At 68.9% G+C, this 24,417-nt stretch carries 24 protein-coding genes; 19 read left to right on the top strand and 5 right to left on the bottom strand.

All coding sequences use genetic code 11. The features are described 5' to 3' along the window. The first annotated feature begins 243 nt into the window (after nt 1–243). The 10 genes from ACEUEL_RS13480 (at nt 244) to ACEUEL_RS13435 (ending at nt 10,989) form a co-directional block, all read left to right on the top strand. The gene (locus ACEUEL_RS13480) at nt 244–369 is read left to right on the top strand and encodes a hypothetical protein (protein ID WP_405706042.1); all 126 of its coding nucleotides are present in this window, start codon (nt 244–246) and stop codon (nt 367–369) included. 261 nt (nt 370–630) lie between these two features. Continuing rightward, nucleotides 631–1,767, top strand: a complete 1,137-nt coding sequence (locus ACEUEL_RS13475) for an efflux RND transporter periplasmic adaptor subunit (protein ID WP_405706039.1) — start codon at nt 631–633, stop codon at nt 1,765–1,767. A 6-nt stretch (nt 1,768–1,773) separates the two neighbouring features. Continuing rightward, a complete protein-coding gene (locus ACEUEL_RS13470) occupies nt 1,774–4,941 on the top strand; it encodes an efflux RND transporter permease subunit (protein WP_405706037.1) in 3,168 nt (1,055 codons plus the stop codon). Between the two features lie 24 nt (nt 4,942–4,965). After that, the gene (gene ppk2, locus ACEUEL_RS13465) at nt 4,966–5,763 is read left to right on the top strand and encodes a polyphosphate kinase 2 (RefSeq protein WP_405706034.1); all 798 of its coding nucleotides are present in this window, start codon (nt 4,966–4,968) and stop codon (nt 5,761–5,763) included. Between the two features lie 128 nt (nt 5,764–5,891). Next, nucleotides 5,892–6,392: a hypothetical protein gene (locus ACEUEL_RS13460; protein ID WP_405706031.1), complete on the top strand. Its 501-nt coding sequence runs from the start codon at nt 5,892–5,894 to the stop codon at nt 6,390–6,392. A gap of 86 nt (nt 6,393–6,478) precedes the next feature. Then, nucleotides 6,479–7,309: a transglutaminase-like domain-containing protein gene (locus tag ACEUEL_RS13455; protein ID WP_405706029.1), complete on the top strand. Its 831-nt coding sequence runs from the start codon at nt 6,479–6,481 to the stop codon at nt 7,307–7,309. Between the two features lie 91 nt (nt 7,310–7,400). Continuing rightward, entirely contained in the window at nt 7,401–7,907 is a 507-nt protein-coding gene (locus tag ACEUEL_RS13450; protein WP_405706026.1) for a nucleoside deaminase, read from the top strand. A 1-nt stretch (nt 7,908) separates the two neighbouring features. Further along, nucleotides 7,909–8,574, top strand: a complete 666-nt coding sequence (locus ACEUEL_RS13445) for a flavin reductase family protein (RefSeq protein WP_405706023.1) — start codon at nt 7,909–7,911, stop codon at nt 8,572–8,574. Between the two features lie 87 nt (nt 8,575–8,661). Continuing rightward, complete coding sequence (locus tag ACEUEL_RS13440) at nt 8,662–9,618, top strand: glutaminase (RefSeq protein ID WP_405706020.1); 957 nt, start codon at nt 8,662–8,664, stop codon at nt 9,616–9,618. Nucleotides 9,619–9,915: 297 nt separating this feature from the next. Next, nucleotides 9,916–10,989, top strand: coding sequence for a DUF2778 domain-containing protein (locus tag ACEUEL_RS13435; protein WP_405706017.1), 1,074 nt, complete (start codon nt 9,916–9,918; stop codon nt 10,987–10,989). Between the two features lie 77 nt (nt 10,990–11,066). Here ACEUEL_RS13435 and ACEUEL_RS13430 read toward each other — a convergent pair whose 3' ends face one another. Beyond that, the gene (locus ACEUEL_RS13430) at nt 11,067–12,452 is read right to left on the bottom strand and encodes an aminotransferase-like domain-containing protein (protein ID WP_405706014.1); all 1,386 of its coding nucleotides are present in this window, start codon (nt 12,450–12,452) and stop codon (nt 11,067–11,069) included. 447 nt (nt 12,453–12,899) lie between these two features. Here ACEUEL_RS13430 and ACEUEL_RS13425 point away from each other — a divergent pair, with 447 nt between their 5' ends. From ACEUEL_RS13425 to ACEUEL_RS13385, 9 genes are all read left to right on the top strand, one after another. Next, the gene (locus ACEUEL_RS13425) at nt 12,900–13,382 is read left to right on the top strand and encodes an MSMEG_0572/Sll0783 family nitrogen starvation response protein (protein WP_405706011.1); all 483 of its coding nucleotides are present in this window, start codon (nt 12,900–12,902) and stop codon (nt 13,380–13,382) included. 87 nt (nt 13,383–13,469) lie between these two features. Beyond that, nucleotides 13,470–14,525 carry a Nit6803 family nitrilase gene (locus tag ACEUEL_RS13420; protein WP_405706008.1) on the top strand — a complete coding sequence of 352 codons (1,056 nt, stop codon included), beginning with the start codon at nt 13,470–13,472 and terminating at the stop codon, nt 14,523–14,525. Then, nucleotides 14,434–15,597, top strand: a complete 1,164-nt coding sequence (locus ACEUEL_RS13415; protein ID WP_405706007.1) for an MSMEG_0568 family radical SAM protein — start codon at nt 14,434–14,436, stop codon at nt 15,595–15,597. Before ACEUEL_RS13420 ends, ACEUEL_RS13415 begins: the two co-directional genes overlap by 92 nt. Next, entirely contained in the window at nt 15,594–16,136 is a 543-nt protein-coding gene (locus ACEUEL_RS13410; protein WP_405706005.1) for an MSMEG_0567/Sll0786 family nitrogen starvation N-acetyltransferase, read from the top strand. Before ACEUEL_RS13415 ends, ACEUEL_RS13410 begins: the two co-directional genes overlap by 4 nt. 1 nt (nt 16,137) lies before the next feature. Continuing rightward, nucleotides 16,138–17,130: a sll0787 family AIR synthase-like protein gene (locus tag ACEUEL_RS13405; protein ID WP_405706002.1), complete on the top strand. Its 993-nt coding sequence runs from the start codon at nt 16,138–16,140 to the stop codon at nt 17,128–17,130. Then, complete coding sequence (locus tag ACEUEL_RS13400) at nt 17,127–18,281, top strand: MSMEG_0565 family glycosyltransferase (RefSeq protein WP_405705999.1); 1,155 nt, start codon at nt 17,127–17,129, stop codon at nt 18,279–18,281. The genes ACEUEL_RS13405 and ACEUEL_RS13400 overlap by 4 nt, the downstream gene beginning before the upstream one ends. A gap of 8 nt (nt 18,282–18,289) precedes the next feature. Beyond that, nucleotides 18,290–18,577 (top strand): MSMEG_0570 family nitrogen starvation response protein, encoded by a 288-nt coding sequence (locus ACEUEL_RS13395; protein WP_405705996.1) that lies wholly within the window; start codon nt 18,290–18,292, stop codon nt 18,575–18,577. Nucleotides 18,578–18,594: 17 nt separating this feature from the next. Then, a complete protein-coding gene (locus ACEUEL_RS13390) occupies nt 18,595–19,869 on the top strand; it encodes an MSMEG_0569 family flavin-dependent oxidoreductase (protein ID WP_405705993.1) in 1,275 nt (424 codons plus the stop codon). A gap of 9 nt (nt 19,870–19,878) precedes the next feature. Then, nucleotides 19,879–20,769, top strand: a complete 891-nt coding sequence (locus ACEUEL_RS13385) for a Pnap_2097 family protein (RefSeq protein ID WP_405705990.1) — start codon at nt 19,879–19,881, stop codon at nt 20,767–20,769. On the opposite strand, the gene ACEUEL_RS13380 is transcribed toward ACEUEL_RS13385, so the two are convergent. From ACEUEL_RS13380 to ACEUEL_RS13365, 4 genes are all read right to left on the bottom strand, one after another. Beyond that, on the bottom strand, nt 20,757–20,987 hold the full coding sequence (locus tag ACEUEL_RS13380; protein ID WP_405705988.1) for a DUF1127 domain-containing protein: 231 nt from the start codon (nt 20,985–20,987) through the stop codon (nt 20,757–20,759). The two genes, ACEUEL_RS13385 and ACEUEL_RS13380, sit on opposite strands and share 13 nt — an antisense overlap. A gap of 214 nt (nt 20,988–21,201) precedes the next feature. Beyond that, a complete protein-coding gene (locus ACEUEL_RS13375) occupies nt 21,202–22,023 on the bottom strand; it encodes an ATP-binding cassette domain-containing protein (RefSeq protein WP_405705985.1) in 822 nt (273 codons plus the stop codon). Further along, nucleotides 22,020–23,105 (bottom strand): ABC transporter permease, encoded by a 1,086-nt coding sequence (locus ACEUEL_RS13370; protein WP_405705983.1) that lies wholly within the window; start codon nt 23,103–23,105, stop codon nt 22,020–22,022. The genes ACEUEL_RS13375 and ACEUEL_RS13370 overlap by 4 nt, the downstream gene beginning before the upstream one ends. A 99-nt stretch (nt 23,106–23,204) precedes the next feature. Next, on the bottom strand, nt 23,205–24,239 hold the full coding sequence (locus ACEUEL_RS13365; protein ID WP_405705981.1) for a sugar ABC transporter substrate-binding protein: 1,035 nt from the start codon (nt 24,237–24,239) through the stop codon (nt 23,205–23,207). Nucleotides 24,240–24,417 lie beyond the last annotated feature (178 nt).

The raw sequence follows: 24,417 nt of genomic DNA, 5'->3' as shown, positions 1-24,417 counted from the left end.
CGCGCGGCCCCGGCGCGGCCCCGCCTCGCCTCGCCGCGGCGGAAGATGCAGTATTAACCTTGGGGAATAATAATCAATGGTTGTCGAAATCGGGCGAAGTCGGGTCGCCGCGCCGCAAGAATGCCCCGCTGCCGCCCCTTTGTCGAAATGAACCGGAAATACTCCCTCGGTATCACCTTGTGCAGCGTGGGTGGCATCTCCGGCCTCCGGCGCGACAGCAGGCGGATTTGCGTGGAGTGTTGAATGCACGACATCAGTTTCTTCGTGATGGGAATCGTCTTGGGCGTCCTCGTCGCGGCCTGGCTCGCCTTTCAGTTCGGCTCGGGCATCGCTCACCCGCTGCACGAGGAGTTGCAGGACGGCCCCTGATCCGGGGGCCCTGCTTCGGTCTGCCTCCGGGCGCCCCGACCGCTGCCCGCTACCGTCCGGGCCCGGATGAAGGCCCCGACCCGGCGCCGCGACCGGCGGCTGCCATCTCCCTTGCGCAACATGCTACCAATTCTCCCCGACGAGGCGCTTTCCGGGCGGCGGCGGCTCGGCTAGGAATCGTCCTGATCCTGCCGGAGCGCCCGGCAGCAGGAAACGCCTGCCGCGGCAGGCTGCGAGACCGGGGCGTCGGGGAGAATGGTGATGAACGGACGTGGGCTCCAACTCCCGGGCGCCGCTCTGGCGCTGCTGCTCACGGTGGCGGGCGGCATGCCGCTTGCCCGCGCGGCCGATCCGGCGCCGGGCCAGCCGGCGGCGACGCCGGTGGGTATCGTCACCGCCGAGTTGAAGCCCATCGACAAGCAGTCGAATTTCGTCGGCCGCATCGAGGCGCCGGAAAAGGTCGAGATCCGCGCCCGGGTGAAGGGTTTCGTCGACGCGGTGCTGTTCAAGGAAGGTGACACCGTCGCCGCCGGCGCGCCGCTCTACCGCATCGAGAAGTCGGAGTTCGAGGCGACGGTGGAGCAGGCCGAGGGCGCCCGCGAGCGGGCGAAGGCGAGCCTCGACCTCGCCACCATCCAGCGCCAGCGCGCCGAGGACCTCTACGCCAAGAATGTCGGCTCGGCGGTCGCGCGCGACCAGGCCATCGCCACGGAGGCCGAGGCGAAGGGCGCGCTGCGCTCGGCCGACGCCAATCTGAACACCGCCCGGATCAATCTCGGCTATACCGACATCACCGCCCCGATCGCCGGGCGGATCGGCCGCACCGCGGTCACCAAGGGCGCCATCGTCGGTCCCGACAGCGGCGTGCTGACCACGATCGTCAGCCAGAACCCGATGTATGTCGTGTTCCCCATCAGCCAGCGCGACTACATCGCCGCGCAGCAGTCGGGCCTGTCCGAGGATCTGCGCTCGATCAAGGTGCGGGTGCGCTTCGCCGATGGGTCGCTCTATGACCAGGTCGGCCAGATCGATTTCGTGGACGTCAGCGTCAACCGCTCCACCGACACGGTGATCCTGCGCGCCGTCATCCCCAACCCGAAGAACATCCTGACCGACGGGCAACTCGTCCAGGTCGCGCTGCAGGTCGGGGAGCCGCAGGCGCAGGTGTCGATCCCGCAGGCGGCGCTGATCGCCGACCAGAAGGGCCTCTACGTCTTCGCGGTCGAGGATGGCAAGGCGGTGGTGAAGCGGGTGACCGTCGGCGGCGAGAACGGCGCCGACGTCGTGATCGAGAGCGGCGTGAAAGCGGGCGACCAGATCGTGGTGGACGGCCTGCAGATGCTGCGGCCCGGCACGCCGGTGCTGGCCCAGCCCGCGCCTGCCATCCGCGCGGAGTGAGCCGCCATGATCTCCGCCGTCTTCGTCGACCGCCCGCGGCTCGCGATCGTCATCGCGCTCATCACCGTCATCGCCGGCCTGCTGTCGCTGCTGGCGATCCCGATCTCGCAATATCCCGACATCGTGCCGCCGCAGGTGTCGGTGACCACCGTCTATCCCGGCGCCTCGGCGTCGATCGTCGATTCCACCATCGCCCAGCCGATCGAGGCCCAGGTCGTGGGCGTCGACAAGCTGATGTACATGAAGAGCGTCAGCGGCAATGACGGCTCCTATTCGCTGGTCGGCTCGTTCGAGCTCGGCACCGATCCCGACATCAACACCGTCAATATGAACAACCGGGTGCAGATCGCGCTCTCCAAGCTGCCGGAGGACGTGAAGCGCCAGGGCGTGACGGTGAAGAAGAAGTCGTCGGCGCTGCTCGGCGTGGTCGCGGTCTATTCGCCCAAGGGCACGCACGACCCGCTGTTCATCTCGAACTACGTCACCATCAACATGCTCGACGACCTCAAGGCGACGCCCGGGGTCGGCGATGCCTCGATCTGGGGCCCGCAGGACTACGCCATGCGGGCCTGGGTGAAGACCGACCGGCTGACCGGCCTCGGCCTCACCACCGGCGACGTGATCAACGCCATCCGCGCTCAGAACGTACAGGCGGCGGTGGGCCGGCTCGGCGCCCGCCCGGTCGACGACGGCCAGCAATTGCAGCTGAACCTCGAGACCAAGGGACGCCTCTCCTCGGTCGAGGATTTCGAGAAGATCGTGCTGCGCACCAACCCGGACGGTTCGGTGCTGCGGCTCGGCGATGTCGCCCGGCTCGAACTCGGCGCCGCCAATCTCGACCGCGAAACCCGCTTCAACGGCGGCGCCGCCGCGGTGCTGGCGCTCTACCAGTCGCCCGGCGCCAATGCGATCACCACGCTCGACGCGGTGCGCGCGAAGATGGACCAGTTCGCGGCGACCTTCCCCGAGGATCTCGCCTGGAAGGTGACCTACGACCCGACCGTCTTCGTCAACGAGACCATCCACGAGGTGCAGAAGACGCTGATCGAGGCCTTCGTCCTCGTCGTGATCGTGGTGTTCCTGTTCCTCGGTAGCGCGCGGGCGACGCTGATCCCCGTTCTCGCCGTGCCGGTGAGCCTGATCGGCACCTTCATCGTGCTGAACGCGATCGGCTATTCCGCCAACACCGTGTCGCTGCTGGCCCTCGTGCTGTCGATCGGCATCGTCGTCGACGACGCCATCGTCGTGGTCGAGAATGTCGAGCGGGTGATGGAGGAGCATCCCGAGCTCACCGCCGCCGAGGCGACCAAGAAGGCGATGGCCGAGATCACCGCCCCGATCATCGCCATCACGCTGGTGCTGCTCTCGGTCTTCGTGCCGGTGGCCTTCATTCCCGGTATTTCCGGCGAATTGTTCCGCCAGTTCGCCGTCACCGTCGCGGTCGGCATGCTGCTCTCCGCGATCAACGCGCTGACCCTGTCGCCGGCGCTGTGCGGCGTGCTGCTGAAGCGCCATCACGGACCGCGCCGCGGCATCATCGGCTATGTCATGCGCGGCATCGACCATGTGCGCGACACCTATGGCGCGTGGGTCGCGCGGCTGGTGCGCATCTCGGTCATCGGCCTCGTCATGGTGGTGGGCTCGGGGCTGGGCGTCTACATGCTCGGCAAGTCGACGCCCACCGGCTTCCTACCCGAGGACGACCAGGGCGCCTTCTTCGTCGTGGTGCAGCTTCCCGGCGGCGCCTCGGTCGGGCGCACCACCGATGTCATCAAGCAGGCCGAGGCGCTGCTGAAGCAGGAGGAGGCGGTCGAGGACTACACCTCGGTGATCGGCCTCAACTTCATCGACAACTATTCCCAGCCCGATTCCGCCTTCATCGTCGTCACCATGAAGCCGTTCGACGAGCGCAAGAGCCCCTCGCTCGGCGCGCCGGCGGTGTTGCAGCGGCTCGGCGAGAAGTTCGCCGGCATCCGCGGCGGGCGGGTGGTGCCGCTGGCGCCGCCGCCCATCGTCGGGCTGGGCACCGGCGGCGGCTTCGCCTTCGTGCTGCAGGATTTGCGCGCGGGCGATCCCAAGGTGCTGGCGCAGGTGCTGCGCGGCCTCATCATCGCCGCCAACCAGGACCCGCAGCTCTCGCGCGTGTTCTCGACCTACTCGGCGACCAACCCCTCGATCTTCCTCGACATCGATCGCGACAAGGCGCAGGTGCTGGGCCTCCAGCTCTCCGATGTGTTCCAGGCGCTGCAGGCCTCGCTCGGCGGCTTCTATGTCAACGACATGAACCTGTTCGGCCGCACCTGGCAGGTGCAGGTGCAGGCCGAGGCGCAGGACCGCAAGTCCGTCGAGGACGTCTACCGGATCAATGTGCGCAACGACAAAGGCGAGATGATCCCGCTGCGCTCGATCGTCGAGGCCCGCGTCGTGGTCGGCCCGCCGGCGCTGATCCGCTACAACAACAAGCGCGCGGTGACCGTCCAGGGCGCGCCCGCCGAGGGCGTCTCCTCGGGCCAGGCGCTCGCGGCGATGGACGCGGTGGCGGCGAAGACCCTGCCGGCCGGCTTCTCGGGCGCGTGGACCGACACCTCGTTTCAGGAGAAACGGGCCGAGGGCAAGACCGCGATCATCCTCGCCTTCGCCGTGCTGTTCGCCTTCCTGTTCCTCGTCGCGCTCTATGAGAGCTGGACCATACCCGTGCCGGTGCTGCTCTCCGTCACCGTGGGCATGCTCGGCGCCTTCGCGGCGATCGTCATCGCCCATCTCACCCTCGATCTCTATGCGCAGATCGGCATGGTGGTGCTGATCGGCCTCGCGGCGAAGAACGGCATCCTGATCGTCGAGTTCGCCAAGGAGCAGCGCGAGCGCGGCGTGCCGCTGCTGGAGGCGGCGACGGAAGGCGCGCGGCTGCGCTTCCGGCCGGTGATGATGACCTCGCTCGCCTTCATCCTCGGGCTGTACCCGCTGGTGGTGGCGCAGGGCGCCTCGCAGATCGCCCGTCAGAACGTCGGCACGCCGGTGTTCGGCGGCATGATCCTGGCCTCCTTCCTCGGCATCTTCGCGATCCCGCCGCTCTATGTCGTGTTCCAGGCGCTGCGCGAGCGCATCCGCCCGAGCACACGCCCCGCCGCGGAGCGGCCGGCGCCGCCGGAGAAAGAGGCCACGAGCCAGCACTAGACGACCAACGGGGAGGCCAGCGCCATGAAAGGCACCACGCCGGAGAAGCTGACGCGCAAGGATTACGAGAAGCGCCTGAAGGAACTCCACGTCGAGCTGGTCAAGCTCCAGCTCTGGGCCAAGGCGACCGGTGCCAAGGTCTGCATCCTGTTCGAGGGGCGCGACGGCGCCGGCAAGGGCGGCGTCATCAAGGCGATCATGGAGCGGGTGAGCCCGCGCGTGTTCCGGGTCATCGCGCTGCCCCCGCCCACCGAGCGCGAGAAGACGCAGATGTACGCCCAGCGCTACCTGCCGCACCTGCCGGCGGGCGGCGAGATCGTGATCTTCGACCGCTCCTGGTACAACCGCGCCGGCGTCGAGCGGGTGATGGGCTTCTGCACCGACGAGCAGGCCGACCGCTTCCTCCAGAGCATCTCGGCGGTGGAGCGGGCCATCATCGAATCCGGCGTGATCCTGCTGAAATACTGGCTCGAGGTCAGTCCCGAGGAGCAGACCCGGCGCATCGAGGGGCGCATCCACGACAAGCGCAAGGTGTGGAAGCTCTCGCCGATGGACCTCAAGTCCTACAGCCGCTGGTACGATTATTCCCGCGCCCGGGACAAGATGTTCGCCGCCTCCGACAGCGCCTGGGCGCCCTGGTATGTCGCCGATTCCAACGACAAGAAGCGCGCGCGCATCAACATCATCACCCACATGCTCTCGAAGATTCCGTACGAGGACGTGCCGGGCGAAAAGATCAAGCTGCCCAAGCGCCAGAAACCGGGCGACTACGTCGAGGCGGATTACGCCAGCCATCACGTGCCGGATGTGGTCGGGCACTAGGCGGAGCCGGTCGCGCCAGGGTGGCGCCGGACTCCGGCGTTCTACGCCTAGGCGAAGCAGCGGACAGTGGTAGTTTTCGCAAGGTCCGGCAGGACCTGTCAGTCCCGGTGAACAGGGAGATCAGGGCGATGAGCGATGAGAAGCAGGCCATAGCGGCCGATGTGCTCCACGACGAAAGCTTCATGAGCGCGGCCGATCTGCGCAACTACATGGCGCAACGCGCCACCGCCGAGGCCTCGAAGCTGGTCTCGGCGATGGAGAAGGCGGACGCGGCGCGTGCGGAACTGGTCAAGACGCTGTCGACGCCGATCGACCTCACGCCCACGAAGCTCGCCGAGATCAACCAGAACCTCAGATCCAAGGTGCGCAGCGCCGCCGAGCGCGGGGAGACCGAGATCATGGTGATGCGGTTCCCCAATCTGCTCTGCGCCGACAAGGGCCGCGCCATCAACAACAATGATTCCAGCTGGCCGGACACGCTGACCGGCCGTCCCCGCCAGGCCTACGAGCTCTGGCGCGACCATCTGAAGCCCGCCGGCTACGGCCTCAAGGCGATGATCGTCGACTGGCCGAACGGCATGCCCGGCGATGTCGGCTTCTTCCTCGCCTGGGAATCCAAGGGGGTCTGAGGGGGGCGATCGTCCGCGCTGAGGCGGGAACCATCGGGCGTTGCGCGCATTGAGGACGGCTCCCGCTGCAACCGGACCCGCCTTCCATGCGCTTTTCCATCTCCTCCCGCCTCGACTACGAGGTCAAGAGCCCGACCGTCTTCATCCTCAACGTCGAGGCGGCCGCGCTGCGCAACCAGCGCATCCTCACCGAGAATCTCGAGCTGACGCCGGCGCTGTCGATCGACCGCTTCGACGATCCGGGCTCGGGCACCCGCTTCGTGCGGGTGCGCGCGGAGCCCGGTCCGCTGACCGTCGCCTATGACGGCACGGTCGAATTGGACATGCACGAGGCCGATCCCGCCACGGTGCCGGAGGTGCCGGTAGCGGAGCTGCCGCTCGAGGTGATGCCCTTCCTCAATCCGAGCCGCTACTGCCAGTCGGACCTGCTCGCCCGCTTCGCCCAGCGCGAATTCGGCGGGCTGCCGCCGGGCCATGGCCGGGTGACGCAGATCTGCAACTGGATCTACGACCAGGTCGACTATGTGCGCGGCGCCAGCGATTCCCAGACCTCGGCCTATGACACCATGGTGCTGCGGGCCGGCGTGTGCCGCGACTTCGCCCATCTCGGCATCGCCTTCTGCCGGGCGCTGTCGATCCCGGCGCGCTTCGCCACCGCCTATGCCTGGCAGCTCGATCCGCCCGATTTCCACGCGGTGTTCGAGGCCTATCTCGGCGGCGCCTGGTATCTGTTTGATCCGACCCGGCAGGCGGCGCTGCAGGGTCTGGTGCGCATCGGCGTCGGGCGCGACGCGGCGGATGCCGCCTTCGCCACCATCCATGGCGACATCGAGTTCAAGGGCATGCAGATCGGCATCGAGCCGGACGAGCCGGTCGAGGACACCGAGCCCACGGTGCAGGCGGTCGGCATCGCCTGATTGCCGCAGCCGGACGGCGGCTCTGCGCAGACTCCGTTTGAATTGTGCGCCGCGTCATGCCTGACTGCGTCCCGGAACAGGGAGCCGCGGCATGTACGAACCCACCTTCATGGAGCGCGCCATCGCCCTCTCGCGCGAGGCACTGACCCGCCCGGGCACCGAGCCATTCGGCGCGGTCGTCGTGCGCGACGGCGCCATTGTCGGCGAGGGGCTGAATCAGTCGCTCGCGCATTTCGACCCGACCTCGCACGGCGAGGTCGAGGCGATCCGCGACGCCTGCCGGCGCCTCGAATGCGTCGATCTCTCCGGCTGCGACCTCTACACCTCGTGCGAGCCCTGCGCGATGTGCGTTGCGACGATGGAGATCGCCGGCATCTCCCGGCTCTATTATGCCGCCTCGATGGATCAGGCCGGCACGGCTTTCGCCGGCCTCACCCGCGCCGAGCGCCACCCGATCGACACGGAAGCCCTGCGCCTCGTGGCGGGAAGCCCGCTCGCGGCGCGCGCCATGCCGGCCGAGCAGGCGATGGACACCGAGGCGGTCGTCATCCTCACCGCCTGGGCGCAGGCGCGCCGCGCCGTCAGCGCGCGAGGCTGAGATGGGCGAGCCCGCCGGCGGCACCGTCGCCTTCGACTTCGAGGCCCTCACCGAGCGCGAGCGCTACAAGCTGATGATCGGCACCATCGTGCCGCGCCCGATCGCGCTGGTGACGACGGTCGACCCCGAGGGGCGCGTCAACGCCGCGCCGTTCAGCTTCTTCAACTGCCTGTCGGCCGACCCGCCGATCCTCGCGCTCGGCGTCGAGAACCACCCGGACATGTCGTTCAAGGACACGGCGCTGAACATCCGCCTGACCGAGGTGTTCACCGTGAACATCGTCTCGCGCACGATCGCCGAGGCGATGCATGTCTGCGCCGTCGGCTTTCCGCCCGGCACGGACGAACTCGCCGCGGCGGGGCTGACCGCCAGGCCCGGCGTGAAGGTGGCCTCCCCGTGGATCGGCGAGGCGCCGGCCGCCTTCGAGTGCCGTCGCCACCTGACGCTGGAACTCGGCAAGTCGCGCCAGATCATTCTCGGCACCATCGTCTACGCCCATTACCGCGCCGACATCGTCGATGCCGAGCGCCTGCGCATCGACCCCGGTGGGCTCGATGCCATCGCGCGCCTCGGCGGATCGACCTGCGCCACCATTCGCGACCGCTTCGACATGCCGACCCCGACGCTCGCGCAATGGCGGGAGCAGGCGGAGCGCGAGGCCAACTGACGGTTGGGCCGAAAGGGTTGGCGGGGACGGGCGATTGACCTATAGCCGGGCCCCCGCCGTGGCTGGAGCGTGAGGATCGCCAGGACCGTGACCGACCTGAAGAGCGTCGTCGACGAGATCGCCGAGGAAATGCGCAACCGTCCCGATCGGGGCGAGGTGGCGACCTATATCCCCGAGCTGGCGCAGGTGGATCCCCGCCAGTTCGGCATCGCGGTGATCGACACCGCCGGCAATGCCGTGGTGGCGGGGGACGGCGACGTGCCGTTCTCGATCCAGAGCATCTCGAAGGTTTTCACGCTCACGCTGGCGCTCGGCAAGGTCGGCGACCGGGTGTGGCGCCGGGTCGGGCGGGAGCCGTCGGGGAGCCCGTTCAATTCCATCGTCCAGCTCGAATACGAGAAGGGCATCCCGCGCAATCCCTTCATCAATGCGGGGGCGATCGCGGTCACCGACATCATCCTGTCCGGCCACCAGCCGCGCGAGACGGTCGGCGAGATCCTGCGTTTCATGCAGTTCCTGGCCGACGACGGCTCGATCATCATCGACGAGAAGGTCGCCGCCTCCGAGCGCCGCACCGGCTTCCGCAACGTCGCGCTCGCCAACTACATGAAATCCTTCGGGGTGATCGAGAACCCGGTCGATTTCACCCTCGGCGTCTATTTCCACCATTGCGCGATCGCCATGTCCTGCCGCCAGCTCGCCATGGCCGGGCAGTTCCTCGCCCAGTTCGGCCGCAATCCGGCGACCGGGCTGTCGGTGGTCAGCGCCGAGCGGGCGCGGCGCATCAACGCGGTGATGCTGACCTGCGGTCACTATGACGGATCGGGCGATTTCGCCTATCGGGTCGGCCTGCCGGGCAAGAGCGGCGTCGGCGGCGGCATCCTCGCCATCGCGCCGGGCAAGGCCTCCATCGCCGTGTGGTCGCCGGGCCTCGACGCCAACGGCAATTCGCATCTCGGGCGCATCGCGCTGGAGGCGCTGACCCGGCGGATGGGCTGGTCGATCTTCGGTGCCGAGGCACCGCGCCTGGCCCGCCCGGCCTGAACCCGATCGGCCGCCGATCACATTCTCGCCTTGCTGGTCTGTTTCACAGGGCCGTGAAGCGGGGACGCGATGGTAAGAAATTGGTTACCGGGATCGGTCAATATCGAGCGGTCCGAAACGGGGACATCGGACCGGCAGCCGTTGAAAAACGGGACCTCCGCCGATCGATCGGGATGTTGCGCGTGACCGATTCATCACACTGGCTCGCCGATTTACCCCGCATTTACGCATTCGTCTTGAGCGCTGAAGACGGCCGCCCCACTATGCGGTCGATTCACGTAACGTACGGTTGAGAGTATGAAGAGGCAGACCGCCCGTACCGACGTTGCCGCCACCGCGCCCCGGTCTCCGGCCGGCAGCCTGCGCGTGCAGATCGTGGGTGCGGGTATCATCGCCCTGACGGCTTTCATCGCGACCGTCGCCGGTGCGCGGATGGTGATCGCCTCCGCGCCCGACGTCGCGACCGCCGCGCTGGTGGAAAACCCCGTGCTCACCTCCCGCTCCTCGGCGTCCGCCCTGCCGGTGGTGCCGATGGCGTCCGTCAAGGACGTCGCCAGCCTGCGTCCGGCGGGTGAACTCGCCATGGCCCGCGGCTGGATGTACACCTCGGTCGTGCAGTTCGCGCCGGTCGAGTCCAGCGAGGCCGAAGAGGTGATGCCGCTGCCGATGCCCGGCGATCAGGTGGCGAGCGCGCCCGTGCCGCTGCCCAAGCCGCGCATCGCGGAACTCTCGGTTTCCAAGGAAGACATGGCCCAGTCGGAAGCCGAAGCGAACGGCACCCTCGCCGCCGCCCCGGTTCCCCAGAGCAACCCGCTCCGCGGCAGCGAGCCGAAGGTGGCGAGCCTTGCCCCGGTCGACAGCGCCGTGACCGACCAGCCGCCCTCGGCGACCGACCCGATCACCGGTCTCTCGATGCCGAAGCCGGGCGACAAGTTCGCCATCTACGACATCAAGGCCAAAGTGGTCTACATGCCGAACGGCGAGCGCATGGAGGCGCATTCCGGCTTCGGCGACATGATGGACGACATCCGCCACGTCACCGTCTCGATGCGCGGCCCGACCCCGCCGAACGAGTATGAGCTCTACCCGCGCGAGGCGCTGTTCCACGGCGTCGAGGCGCTGCGCCTGCGCCCCGTCGGCAACGGCAAGATGTACGGCCGCAACGGCTTCCTCACCCACAGCTACCTGCTGGGCGAGCGCGGCGACTCCAACGGCTGCATCTCGTTCAAGGATTACGACAAGTTCCTGGCCGCCTATAAGCGCGGCGAGGTGAAGCGGGTGATCGTCGTCGCCGAGCTACCGAAGTCGATCGCCCCGCCCGTCCTCACGCCGGCCAACCGGCTGCTCTCCTGGCTCAACATCTCCAAGTGATTTTGGTTCCCGTTCGCCGGCGGTTTTGGCGAGTGTGACGATCCGGATCGGGCGCCCCAGCGGCGCTCGATCGCGTTCTAAAGCACACTCGAGGCGACGGCCGGCGAGTGGTCGAGCGCATGCGCCATGTACTCGAGCGCGCCGCGCACTTTCTCCCGGGGGATCGGCCCGCCCAGGCACACGCGCGCGGCTTCCGGCGGCGCCTCACCCGCGGTGAACGCGTCGCTCGCGACGACGCCGATCCCGGTCGCGTGCATGTGGCCGACAAAGGCCGAGCGCGTCCACGGCGCGGGAAGTTCGACCCAGAGATTGAAGCTCAACGGATCGGCCCGGAAGCTCCCGGCGGGCAGGATGTCCGCCGCCATCTTCTGGCGGGCCGCGGTCTCGGCGCGGATGAACCGCAGCAGCGTGTCGGCGGTGCCGTCCTCGATCCAGCGCGTTGCCAGCGCCACGGTGAGCGGCGAGGCCATCACGCTCATCGCCCTGAGCGCCGCCGCGAACGGCCAGCCGGCCCGCGCTTCCGGCACCACCACATAAGCGGTGCGCAGCCCGGCGCCGATGCATTTGGCGAGGCCGGCGACGTGCCAGGTGAGGTCCGGCGCGATCGCCGCCAGCGGCGGCGGGCCATGGGCGGGGATGAAGCCATAGGCATCGTCCTCGACGATCGGCACGCCGAAGCGTCGGGCCACCGCGGCGAGGGCGGCGCGCCGGCTCTCGGGGATGGTCAGCGTGGTCGGGTTCTGCAAGGTGGGGTTGAGATAGAGCGCCTTCGGTGCGCGCGTGGCGCAGGCGCGCGCGAAGGCATCCGGGTCGATGCCGTCGCGGTCCATCGGCAGACCGACGAGGTTGAGGCCGAGCTGGGCGGCGATGGAGCGGGCGCCGGGATAGGTGATCGCCTCGCTCAGAATGGTCTCGCCGGGCTTCGCCAGCAGGCTGAAGATGCCCGACAGCGCGGGATGCGCCCCCGGCGTGACGAAGATGCGCTCCTGCACCGGCACCAGCGCCCGGCGGCTCAGCCAGGCGGTCGCCGCATCCTTGTCGGCGGGGGGTCCGCCGAAGCCCTGATAGCGCAGCAGCCCGACGAGGTCGCGGCCGATCTCGGCAAGGCCGTCCTGCATCCGCTCGATCAGCGCCGGATCGTCCGGCTCCGGCGGCAGGTTCATCGTCATGTCGACGATCTCGGGCCGCGAGCTGCGCGCCGGCCGTGCCGCAGGCCGCGGCAGCGCGCGCACGAAGGTGCCCTGGCCGACCCGGGACTCGACCAGCCCGCGCCGCTGCGCCTCGACATAGCCGCGCGCCACGGTGGTGAAGTCGACGCCCAGCCGCTCCGCCAGCTTGCGCTGCGGCGGCAGCCGGTCGCCGACCGCCAGCCGGCCGGCGCGCAGATCCTCGGCGATGAGATCGGCGATGGCGAGGTAGCGCGGCCGGTCGCTGCGGGAGAGGTCGGGCGTCCAGTCGGCCATGCCAGGTCTCGTCATGAGGCGCGATGCGGGCGGTCCGCCGCGCGCGAAGGATGTTCCTTACGGCGATTCCACCCGCCGCGGCGAGGGTGCCTTCCCGGTCGCGGGCATTACCCACGGTAAGGTGTCGGGTGGTCGCTAAATTGACTGTATAATGTTGCATCGGCGGCCTGTCACCCTTGGTCCGCAACTTGCTGCGTAAGGGATGCTACCGATGGCATGTCTGCGCGTGCGCATGAAGCGGGCAAAACCCTGCTGTTTTCGTGATCGTCCGTCTGAATTTTCACCCTCTCGACAATCGACGGCAGCTCAGTATTGAATGCATAATTGAATGTAAAATGACTGCTTATTTGACTTTCCATAAATAACAGTCAATTGGCACATTGATTGCAAAAGCCTTTGGCGTGAGCCGGCACCCTGCCGGTCCCCCGTTCACCCAAGGAGAGCGACATGGCCACCATCACCGTTCCGCCGCACCAGAAGGGCGACGTCCTGGTCGACTACGAGGACAAGAAGTTCGAGGACGTGAAAGCCGCTCCCGGCGAGAAGGCGCTGGTCACCTTCCACACGGTCGCGTTCGAGGGCTCGATCGGCCTCGTCAACCTGCTGCAGGCCTCGCGCCTGATCCAGAAGGGCTTCGAGACCTCGGTGCTGCTCTACGGTCCCGGCGTCACGCTGGGCGTGCAGCGCGGTTTCCCGCGGATCGGCGACGAGGCGTTCCCCGGCCATCTCAATTTCAACGGCCGCATCGAGAAGATCATGAACGACGGCGGCAAGGTCTATGCCTGCCGCTTCGCCCTGCAGGCGCTCTACGGCCACGGCGAAGGCGCGCTGATCCCCGGCGTCATCCCGATCTCGCCGCTCGACGTGCTCGACATCGTGCTCGTCCACCGGCGCGACAACGCCTTCATGCTCCACACCTGGACGCTGTGAGGCGCTGCGCCTCGTCCTGAGAGCGATCCCGGATCGGCGGCTCGGCCGCCGACCGGGATGACGAGCTGAAATCGATGGGAGGCCGCGATGGCCGAGAAGAGAATTGTCCGCGTCGGCGCGGTACAGATCGCGCCCGATCTCGACGGTGTCGACGGCACGCTCACCCGCGTGCTGGCCGCGCTAGACGAGGCGGCGGGCAAGGGTGCGCAGCTCGTCGTGTTCCCCGAGACCTTCGTGCCCTGGTACCCCTATTTCTCCTTCGTCTATCCGCCCGTGCTCACCGGCGCCGAGCACCTGCGGCTCTATGAGAATGCCGTCGTCGTTCCCGGCCCGGTCACGGAAGCGGTATCCGCCGCCGCCCGCCGGCTCGGCGTCGTGGTCGTGCTCGGCGTCAACGAGCGCGATCACGGCTCGCTCTACAACACGCAACTCGTCTTCGACGCCGACGGCGCGCCGAAGCTGAAGCGCCGCAAGATCACCCCGACCTTCCACGAGCGGATGATCTGGGGGCAGGGCGACGGTGCCGGCCTGAAGGTCGTGGAGACGAAAGTCGGCCGCGTCGGCGCGCTGGCCTGCTGGGAGCATTACAACCCGCTCGCCCGCTACGCCCTGATGGCGCAGCACGAGGAGATCCACGTCGCGCAGTTCCCCGGCTCGCTGGTCGGGCCGATTTTCGCCGAGCAGATCGAGGTGACGATCCGCCACCACGCGCTGGAATCGGGCTGCTTCGTCGTCAATTCCACCGGCTGGCTGACCGAGGAGCAGATCGCCCGCATCGCGCCGGACGAGAAGCTGCGCCGGGCGCTCACGGGCGGCTGCATGACGGCGATCGTCTCGCCCGAAGGCAGCCATGTCGTGCCCCCGCTCACCAGCGGGGAGGGCATCCTCATCGCCGATCTCGACATGGGCCTCATCATCAAGCGCAAGCGGATGATGGATTCAGTCGGCCATTACGCCCGCCCTGAACTGCTCAGCCTCCATCTCGACAACCGCCCGACGGCCCCGATGCGCGCCGTCGACACCTTCCCCGTCCTCGCAGGGAGTGAGCCCGATGAAGCCGCTGGTGCCGACCGCCGATCTTCAGCCGATGCCGACGGAGCAACTGATCAACGAGTTGCAGTCCTACGGGGTGCGGCTCGTTGATCCCAGGGCCGGTGCCGACAGCCGGCGCGGCGGGGCCGGGCCGTCCGACCACAAGGCGATCACCCTCGACGGCATGACCGTCATGGTGCCGGTGCACACCGCGCCGGCCTTCGACAGCCCCTATCTGGTCGAGAAGCCCGATGCTTACGGGCGCAGCCGCATCAGCCGCGACGGGCTGGTACTCGGCGAGGTGTCATTTCCGCTCCAGCCCAAATTCTACGGGCTGACGACGGCCGACGGCGTGCCCTATTCGAAGATCGCTGTGCTGCATGGGCGTGACGTGCTCGCCACCACCGTGCTGCAGAGCTGCATCCGCTACCAGAGCCGCACCAAGACTTGCCAGTTCTGCGCCATCGGCCAGTCGCTGGCGGCCGGCCGTACCATCGAGCGCAAGACCCCCGCCCAGCTCGCCGAGGTGGCGAAAGCCGCTGTCGAGCTCGACGGCGTGAAGCACATGGTGATGACCACGGGCACGCCCGCTGGCAGGGATCGCGGCGCCGCCATTCTCGCCGAGAGTGCGCGGGCGGTGAAGGCGGCGGTGGACCTGCCGATCCAGGTGCAGTGCGAACCCCCGGACGACGATGCGTGGTTCGGACGCCTCTTTGAGGCGGGTGCCGATGCGCTCGGCATGCATCTCGAGGCCGTCACCGAGCCGGTGCGCGCGCGGATCATGCCCGGCAAGGCGCAGGTCTCGGTCGCGCGCTATTTCGAGGCTTTCGCGGCGGCCGTGCCGGTGTTCGGGCGCGGTCAGGTTTCGACCTATATCCTCGCCGGCCTGGGCGACACGCGCGATGAGATCCTCGACGTCTGCCGGCGCCTCGTCGCCATCGGCGTCTATCCCTTCGTGGTGCCCTTCGTGCCGATCTCCGGCACGCCGCTGGAGAGCCATCCTACCCCCTCGCCGGCCTTCATGAATTCGATCCTCGCGCCGCTCTCGGCAATGCTGGTCGCGGGCGGGCTCAAGGCGATCGACGCCAAGGCCGGCTGCGCCAAATGCGGCGCCTGCTCGGCGCTCTCGACCTATGAGCGCAGCAGCTCGCAAGGCGGGTTGGGCAGGGGAGGCTGCGCATGATGTTCGAGCCGTTCAGGCCCTTCGTCGCCAGCGATTTCCAGATCAAGTACGCCACCTCCCGCTGGGAGCGCGAGGGCGCCGCGCGCCTGCGCCGGGAGGTGTTCTGCGCCGAGCAGGGCATCTTCGAGGCGGACGACCGCGACGCCATCGATGAAGTCGCCACGCCTATCGTCGCGCTCGCGATGCTGGGTGTCGCGGCGGGCGACGTGGTCGGCACGGTGCGGATCCATGAGGAAGCGCCGGGCCTGTGGTGGGGATCGCGCCTCGCCGTGGCGGCCGACTACCGCACCGCTGGCGCGCTCGGCCCGGCGCTGATCCGGCTCGCCGTCTCCTCCGCCAATGCGCGCGGCTGCACCCGTTTCCTCGCCAATGTGCAGGTGCAGAACGGGCTGCTGTTCCGCCGTATGCGCTGGCGCATCCTCGAGGAGATCGAGCTCGCCGGCCGCCCGCATCTGCGGATGGAGGCCGACCTGGCCCACTACCCGCCCTTCCCGACACCCGAGACCGGCTTCCACGCCCTGTCGCGAAAGGCGGCCTGACATGCCCGGAACCGCCGCCCTCGACACGCTCGCGCAGACGCTGCGGTCCAGCCGTGGCCTGGCCGCCAAGGCCGACATCGGCATTGCCGCCGCCCGGCTCGGCCTGTCGGGGGCGAGCGCGGTGCCGGTGGGCGACGACTGTGCCGCCATTCCCGATGGCGACGGCTATCTGCTGCTCGCCATCGAAGGCTTCATGAACGAGTTCGTGGCCGCAGACCCCTGGTTCGCCGGCTGGTGCGGGGTGATGGTGAACATCTCCGACATCGCCGCCATGGGTGGGCGCCCGATCGCGGTGGTCGATGCGGTGTGGGCCGATGGCGAGGACGGCGCGGCGCCGGTGCTGGACGGCCTGCGCGCGGCCTCGCAGCGCTACCGCGTGCCTCTCGTCGGCGGCCATACCAATATCCGCACCGATCGAGGCCAGCTCTCGGTCGCCATCCTCGGCAAGGCGAAGCGCCTGCTCACCTCCTTCGACGCCAAGCCGGGCGAGCGCCTGCTGGCCGCCATCGACCTGCGCGGTGCCTATCGCGAGCCCTTCGCCAACTGGCAGGCGGCGATCGACGCACCCGCCGCCCGCCTGCGCGGCGATCTCGACCTGCTACCCGCGATCGCCGAGGCGGGGCTGTCGCGCGCCGCCAAGGACATCAGCCAGGGCGGCGTCATCGGCACCGCCGCCATGCTGGCGGAGTGCTCCGGCGTCGGTGTCTCCATCGACATCCGTGCCGTGCCCGCCCCGCCCGGCGTGGAGCGGTCGCGCTGGCTGCTCAGCTTCCCGAGCTTCGGCTATCTCATCTCGGCCCGCCCCGACGATGCCGCGGCTATCGCGGCGCTGTTCCACGCCCGCGGCATCGTCTGCGCCGATATCGGGACGGTGACGGCGGACCGGCGGGTGACGATCACCGACGGGCGGGCGAGCGAGGCCATCTGGGATTTCGCCCGCCGGCCGCTGCTCGGCTGCGGGCCGTTATCCGTGCACGGGGAGGCGGCGGAATGAGCGGCCTGCGCATCGCCATCCTCACCCATTCGACCAACCCGCGCGGCGGCGTGGTGCACGCGCTGGAACTGGCCGACGCGCTGGTGCGCCTCGGCCACGAGCCGGTGGTGCACGCGCCCGATCCCAAGGGTGCCGAGTTCTTCCGCGCGACCTTGTGTGAAACCGTGTCGGTGCCGGCCTCGCCCGTGGGAACCGACATCGCCGGCATGGTCGAGACCCGCGCCGCCGACTATGTCCGCCATTTCGAGGTGCCCGCGCACCGGGGCTTCGACCTGTTCCACGCCCAGGACGGCATCTCCGCCAATGCGCTGGCGACGCTGAAGGAGAGGGGGCTGGTCCGCGCCTTCGCGCGCACGGTCCACCACATCGACGATTTCCGCGAGCCGCGCCTCGCTGCCCTGCAGCGCCGCGCTATCGTCTCCGCCGACCGCCATCTCGTCGTCAGCCGCATGTGGCGCGACCGGCTGGCGGCGGATTTCGGCATCGACGCCGCGATCGTCGGCAACGGCGTCGACGTCACCCGCTTCACGCCCCGGCCGGACGGGCGCGAGGAGGGGATCCGGGCTCGGCTCGGCCTCGGTGCCGGACCGGTGATCCTGGCGGTAGGCGGCATCGAGGCGCGCAAGAACACGGTGCGCCTGCTCGAGGCGTTCATCCAGCTGCGCGCCGTTCATCCGCGGGCGCAGCTCGTGATCGCCGGCGGCGCCTCGGTGCTCGATCATCAAGCCTACCGCGCGCAGTTCGAGGCGCTGCGGGCCGCGAGCCGTCTTCCCCCCGCGGCCCTCGTCGTCACCGGCCCGCTGCCGCAGGAGGACATGCCGGCGCTCTACCGTGTCGCCGACGTCGTCGCCTTCCCCTCGGTGACGGAGGGCTTCGGCCTCGTCGCGCTGGAAGGGCTGGCGAGCGGCGTGCCGGTCGTCGTCTCCCGCATCCCGCCTTTCACCGAGCATCTCGGCGAGGACGATGTCGTCTGGTGCGATCCGGCGAGCGCCGGCGCGATCGCCAATGCGCTGGCCGCCGCTCTCTCCCCCGCGCTTGCCCGGCGTCTCGCCGCCCGGGGCCCGCTGGCCGCCGCCCGCCACGATTGGTCGGCGACGGCCCGGGCCCATCTTCCGACCTATGAAAGCCTGCGCGAGCCGGCCCATGCCTGAGGTGCTCCATGCCTGAAATGCGCTTCCGCATCCGCTGGCCGGATGGCGCGATCGAGAGCTGCTATTCGCCCTCGCTCGTCATCAGGGACCATTTCGCGCCCGGCGAGACCTATGCGCTCGCCGATTTCGTCGGCCGCAGCCGCACCGCGCTCACCATCGCCAGCGCACGTGTCGAGGCGCGCTACGGCATGCCCTGTTCCCGCGCGCTCGGCCAGCTCGCCCGCATCGAGGCGGCGGCCGCGCAATTCGAGTCCACCCCCGACGCACGCGTCACCGTCGAAGCCTTCGACGCGTGACGCCGGAGCCCCTGCTCATGTCCTCCTCCATCCCGCATTATCCGGTCATCATCGTCGGCGGCGGCCAAGCCGGCCTGTCGACCAGCTATCACCTCACGCAGCGCGGCATCGGCCATCTCGTCTTCGAGAAGGAGCGGGCGATGCACGCCTGGGAAACCCAGCGCTGGGACAGTTTCTGCCTCGTCACCCCGAACTGGCAGTGCGACCTGCCCGGCCACCCCTATCAGGGCGACGACCCGCACGGCTTCATGGTGAAGGAGCAGATCCTCGGCTATCTCAAGGGCTTCCGCGCCGTGGTCGACCCGCCCATCCGGGAGGGCGTCGCGGTGACGCGCGTCTCCCCTCGCGGGGGTGGCGGCTTCCATGTGGCGACATCGGACGGCGAGTATACGGCCGATCAGGTCGTCGTCGCCTCGGGCGGCTATCGCGAACCGATCATTCCGGCCATGGCCGCGCGCCTGCCGGCGGGCATCGCCCAGCTTCATTCCGAGCAGTATCGCAACCCGCAATCGCTGCCGGACGGGGCGGTGCTGGTGGTCGGCTCCGGCCAGTCGGGGGCACAGATCGCCGAGGATCTCCACCTCGCCGGCCGCAAGGTGCATCTGGCGGTCGGTAACGCGCCCCGCTGCGCCCGCTTCTACCGTGGCCGTGACGTCGTCACCTGGCTCGCCGACATGGGCTATTACGACATGCCGGTCGAGCAGCACCCGCTGCGCGAGGGTGTGCGCGACAACACCAACCATTACGTGACCGGCCGGGACGGCGGGCGCGACATCGACCTGCGCCGCTTCGCGGTGGAGGGCATGGAGCTCTACGGCGCCCTGCGCGACGTGGACGGGGGCCAACTCGTCTTCGAGGCGGGGCTGGCAAAGGCGCTCGACGAGGCCGACCGGACCTACAACGGCATCAACGCGGCGATCGACAAATACATCGCCGACAACGGCATCGAAGCGCCGCCGCCATCGGTCTACGTGCCGGTCTGGCAGCCCGCCGCCGAGCGCACGCGGCTCGACATGGCCGGCTCCGGGATCGGCGCGATCGTCTGGTGCATCGGCTTCCGGCCGGATTTCCGCTGGCTCGACGCGCCGGTGTTCAACGGCGCCGGGCAGCCCCAGCACCGGCGGGGCGTCACCGGCGTGGCGGGCATCTATTTCGTCGGGCTGCCCTGGCTGCACACCTGGGGATCGGGCCGCTTCGGCAGCGTCGGGCGCGACGCCGCCTTCATCGTGGATCACATCGCCACGGCGATCGAGGCGGCGAACGCGCCCGCGCCGCTCAAGGCGGCGAGCTAGGAACCGTGGATGAACATCGCGCTTCCCGCTGCCCTCGAGGGTCGGTTGCCCCCGCCGTCCTCGATCCTGCACGACCGCATCGTGCTCGGCATGCCCCACCTCAGCCTGGGTGGCCTGTCGGAAACCTGGCTGCTGAAGGAGCTCGGCCATCGCCACTGGCAGCTGCTCGCGCGCAGCGCCGGACGCGCGGTGCCCGATTTCCGCGATGCCGAGGGGCGGCCGGTCTATGCCGCGTTCGGCGCGCTCACCATCGCGGAGGCCGACTTCGGATCGCTGCGCGAGCACGACGAACTCAGCCTCACCTCGGAACTCGCCCGCATCTCGCGCACGCAGTTCGCCAGCCGGCACGCGATCGCCTGCCGGGGACGCGCGATCGGAACGGTGGAGCTCTCATCGGTGTTCGTGCGGCGCGGCGAGGAGGGGCGCAACCGGTCGATCGCCCGCGTCGGTCTCGATTTCTTCCCGCCGGCACAGGCAAAGCCGGGCTTCGGCGGCGCGGCGGCTCTGGCCGCGCGCCTGCGCGGCGCGGGATGGGCGACCCATGCCGGCTTCCGGCGCGAGGAGGGCGCGCCCTCGCGGCGGCACGTCGTCAATCCGTGCCCGTCGCAGGACTTCAACGGCGCCGATTTCCTCTACTTCGCCTCGTTCCAGGCCTTCGTCGACCGGGCGGAGTGGGAATGGTTCGGCGCCGGCGGCCTGCCGCCCGCGCTCGTCGCGCGCGACATCGTCTTCCACGGCAATGTCGAGATCGGCGACCGCGTCCGCGTCGACCTGATGGCGCACCGTCTGGACGGGCGCGCCGTGGCGCACTGGTGCCGCCTGCACCGGGAGATCGACGGCGCGCTGCTGGCCGACGTCTTCACCCGGCGCGGGGCCGGCGGGGTCGATCAGGCCGGATAGGCCGAGCGCGTGGACGGGATGCCGTGGCGGGCGACCGGACGGCTCACGCGGCCGCGCGGGTGGCTGTTGCGGGCGATCCGGGGGATGTCGCAGCGCGAGATGCCGAGGTCCTGGAGCTCGCGCTCGCCCATCGCCGAAAGCTCGCGATAGACCATGCGGCGGTGGTTGTGGAGCGCGACCGCGGCGGTGGCGGATTCGATGAGGTCATGGATACGCATGACGCATTCTCCTGTCTGTGACGGCGAACCGTCCTATGCTGCATCGCAGCAAGTCGACTGGAGAATAGGGTGCGGCGCAGCATCGCGGAAGTGCGGGAGACGCGCGTCTGCAATGCGCCAGGGTGGCAGCGCGTCAACGGGCGATTAAGGAAAAACCGCCCGGATCGGAACGATCCGGGCCAGTTGGGGAGGTTGCCGTCAGGCGGCGAGTTCTTCAGGCAGCCAGTTCCTCGGCCGGCGTCTTGGCGCCGGTCATGAAGGCCACCGCGTCGGACATGGTGTAGTCGCGCGGGTTGATGACGCAGAGCCGCCGCCCGAGCCGGTGGACGTGGATGCGGTCGGCGATCTCGAACACATGCGGCATGTTGTGGCTGATCAGCACGATCGGCAGGCCGCGGGCGCGCACCTCGAGGATGAGTTCCAGCACCCGGCGCGATTCCTTGACGCCGAGCGCGGCGGTGGGCTCGTCCATGATGACCACCTTCGAGCCGAACGCCGCCGCCCGTGCCACCGCCACGCCCTGGCGCTGGCCGCCGGAGAGCGTCTCGACCCGCTGGTTGATGCTCTGCACCGTCATCAGGCCGAGCTCGGTGAGCTTGTCGCGGGCGATCTTCTGCATCGCCGGCCGGTCCAGCATGCGGAACACCGAGCCGAGCACGCCCGGCCGCAGCATCTCGCGGCCGAGGAACAGGTTGTCGGCGATCGACAGGCTGGGCGAGAGGGCCAGCGTCTGGTGCACCGTCTCGATGCCGGCCTTCTGCGCGTCCATCGGCGAGGCAAAGCTCACGGGCTCGCCGTCGAGGCGGATTTCGCCATCATCGGGGATCAGCGCGCCGGAGAGCGCCTTGATCAGCGAGGACTTGCCGGCGCCGTTGTCGCCGATCACGGCGAGGATCTCGCCGGGATAGAGGTCGAAGTCCGCCCGGTCCATGGCCGTCACCCGGCCATAGCGCTTGACGAGGCCCCTCGCCGAGAGAACCGGCGTGGGGGAGGGGGCGGAAGGGGCGGGGTTGGCCGTGCGCAGTTCGGTGATCATGCCGACACCTTGCGGATCCACTGGTCGAGGGCGACCGCGACGATGATGAGGATGCCGACGGTGAATTCCTGCCACAGCACGTCGACGCCGGAGAGCGCGAGGCCGTTGCGGAACACGCCGACGATGAGCGCGCCGATGAGGGTTCCGATGATCGAGCCGCGTCCGCCGAACAGGCTGGCGCCGCCGATCACCACCGCGGTGATGCTGTCGAGGTTCGCGGTCTGGCCGGCCTGCGGGCTGACCGAGCCGATGCGGCCGATCAGGGCCCAGGCACCGAGCGCGCAGATCACGCCGGCCGCGACATAGACGGTGAACAGCACGCGGTCGGTGCGGATGCCGGCGAGGCGTGCGGCGTCGGGGTCGTCGCCCACCGCATAGAGATGGCGGCCGAAGGCGGTACGGTTCAGCACGTACCAGACCACCGCGACCAGGAAGAGCAGGAAGAACGAGCCATAGGTGAAGCGGGCGCCGAACATCACCACCGGCGTGCCGAGCCATTGCAGGAGGGGCGCCGCGGCGGCGACATCCTGCGAGCGGATGGTCTCGGAGGCTGAATACCAGAGGTTCAGCGCGAAGAAGATCGACCAGGTGCCGAGCGTGACGATGAAGGGCGGCAGCTTCAGCCGCGTCACCAGCACGCCGTTGATCGCCCCGCAGCCGCCGCCGGCCGCGATGCCCGCCAGGAAGGCGAGGGGGACCGGCACGCCCGCCACGACGGCGAGCTTGCCCATGATCACCGAGCACAGCACCATGATGGCGCCGACCGACAGGTCGATGCCGGCGGTGATGACGATCAGCGTCTGGGCGATGCCGATGATGCCGATGATCGTCACCTGCTGCAGGATCAGCGACAGGTTGAACGAGGACAGGAACCGCCCGCCCACGATCAGGCTGAAGCCGATGATGCCCATCAGCAGTACGATGGCGGGGACCGCCGTCGGGTTGGCGTGCAGGAAGTGCTGCACCCGCTGGAGGGTTGATTTCGGGGTTACGTCGAACTCGGCGACGCGCGTGTCACGCTTCTCGAGCACCTGCTCGAAGCTCTGCATCGCCGGCCGGCCGGAATTGCTGATGTCGCTCATCGCCGTTCTCTCCCGCGCGCCCGGTCCCGCGCCGTCGGGCGCGGGTCGTCGGGCAGGGGTCGCTGGGGTGATCGATAGGCCGTGGAGAGGGCGGGGGCGTCAGCCCCAGCACTTCTTCAGGGCGGCGGCGGAGTCGGTCGAGGGAAGACCCGCGGCCGGCTTGTCGGTGATCAGCTCGACGCCCGTATTGACGAAGTCGAGCCCCGGCGTCGCCTGCGGCTTGGTGCCGTCCTTGGCGTATTTCGCCACCGCTTCCACGCCCTTGGCGGCCATCAGCAGCGGGAACTGCATCGAGGTCGCCCCGATCACCCCGTCCTTGACGTTGCGCACGCCCGGGCAGCCGCCGTCCACCGAGACGATCAGCACGTCCTTCTCGCGGCCGACCGACTTCAGCGCCTCATAGGCACCGGCCGCCGCCGGCTCGTTGATCGTGTAGACGACCGAGATCTCCGGGTCCTTCTGGAGCAGGTTCTCCATCGCCTTGCGCCCGCCCTCCTCGTTGCCGAGGGTGGTGTCGTGGCCGACGATGCGCGGATCCTTCTCGTCGCCGATGAGGGCGGGGTTGACGAGATCGATGCCGAAACCCTTCAGGAAGCCCTGGTCGCGGGCGACGTCCACCGAGACCTGGTTCACGTTGAGGTCGAGCAGGGCGATCTTGGCCGTGCCGGCCTTGTCGCCGAGCGTCTTGGCGGCCCACTGGCCGATCATCTGGCCGGCGAGGAAATTGTCGGTCGCGAAGGTCGCGTCAGCGGCGCTGGCCGGATCGAGCGGCGTGTCGAGGGCGATAACCAGGATGCCGGCGGCGCGGGCCTTCTCGATCGAGGGCACGATGGCGCGGCTGTCGCTGGGGGTGATGAGGATGCCCTTGGCGCCGGCGGCGATCAGGTTCTCGACCGCGGCGACCTGGCTGTCATTGTCGCCGTCGACCTTGCCGGCGAAGGAGCGCAGCTCCATGCCGTTTTCCTTGGCCGCGGCTTCCGCGCCGGCCTTCATCTTCACGAAGAACGGATTGGTGTTGGTCTTGGTGATGATGCCGACGATCGGCTTGTCGGCGGCCTGGGCGATGCCGAAGCCGCCGGCCGTGGCGGCGGCGAGGACGAGCGCGGAGACGGCGTTGCGAAGAGAGTGGCGCATGTTTTCCCTCCCATGGGGTTGGCGCTGAGCGCACGGTTCAGCCCGTGTCCTGTTCTGCTTGAGGCTATGTGACAGCAGGTCGCGATCCCTGTCAATAAATAAATCACTTGGATTTAATAATTGACAGAACCCCGCCCTTGGGCTCATCTTTCGGGCAATGCCAGCGGCCGAAGCCGCG

The sequence above is a fragment of the Ancylobacter terrae genome, assembly GCF_045108345.1.
Taxonomy (GTDB): domain Bacteria; phylum Pseudomonadota; class Alphaproteobacteria; order Rhizobiales; family Xanthobacteraceae; genus Ancylobacter.
The sequence above is the reverse complement of the archived record's forward strand: the minus strand, read 5'-3'. Positions and strand labels throughout refer to the sequence as shown.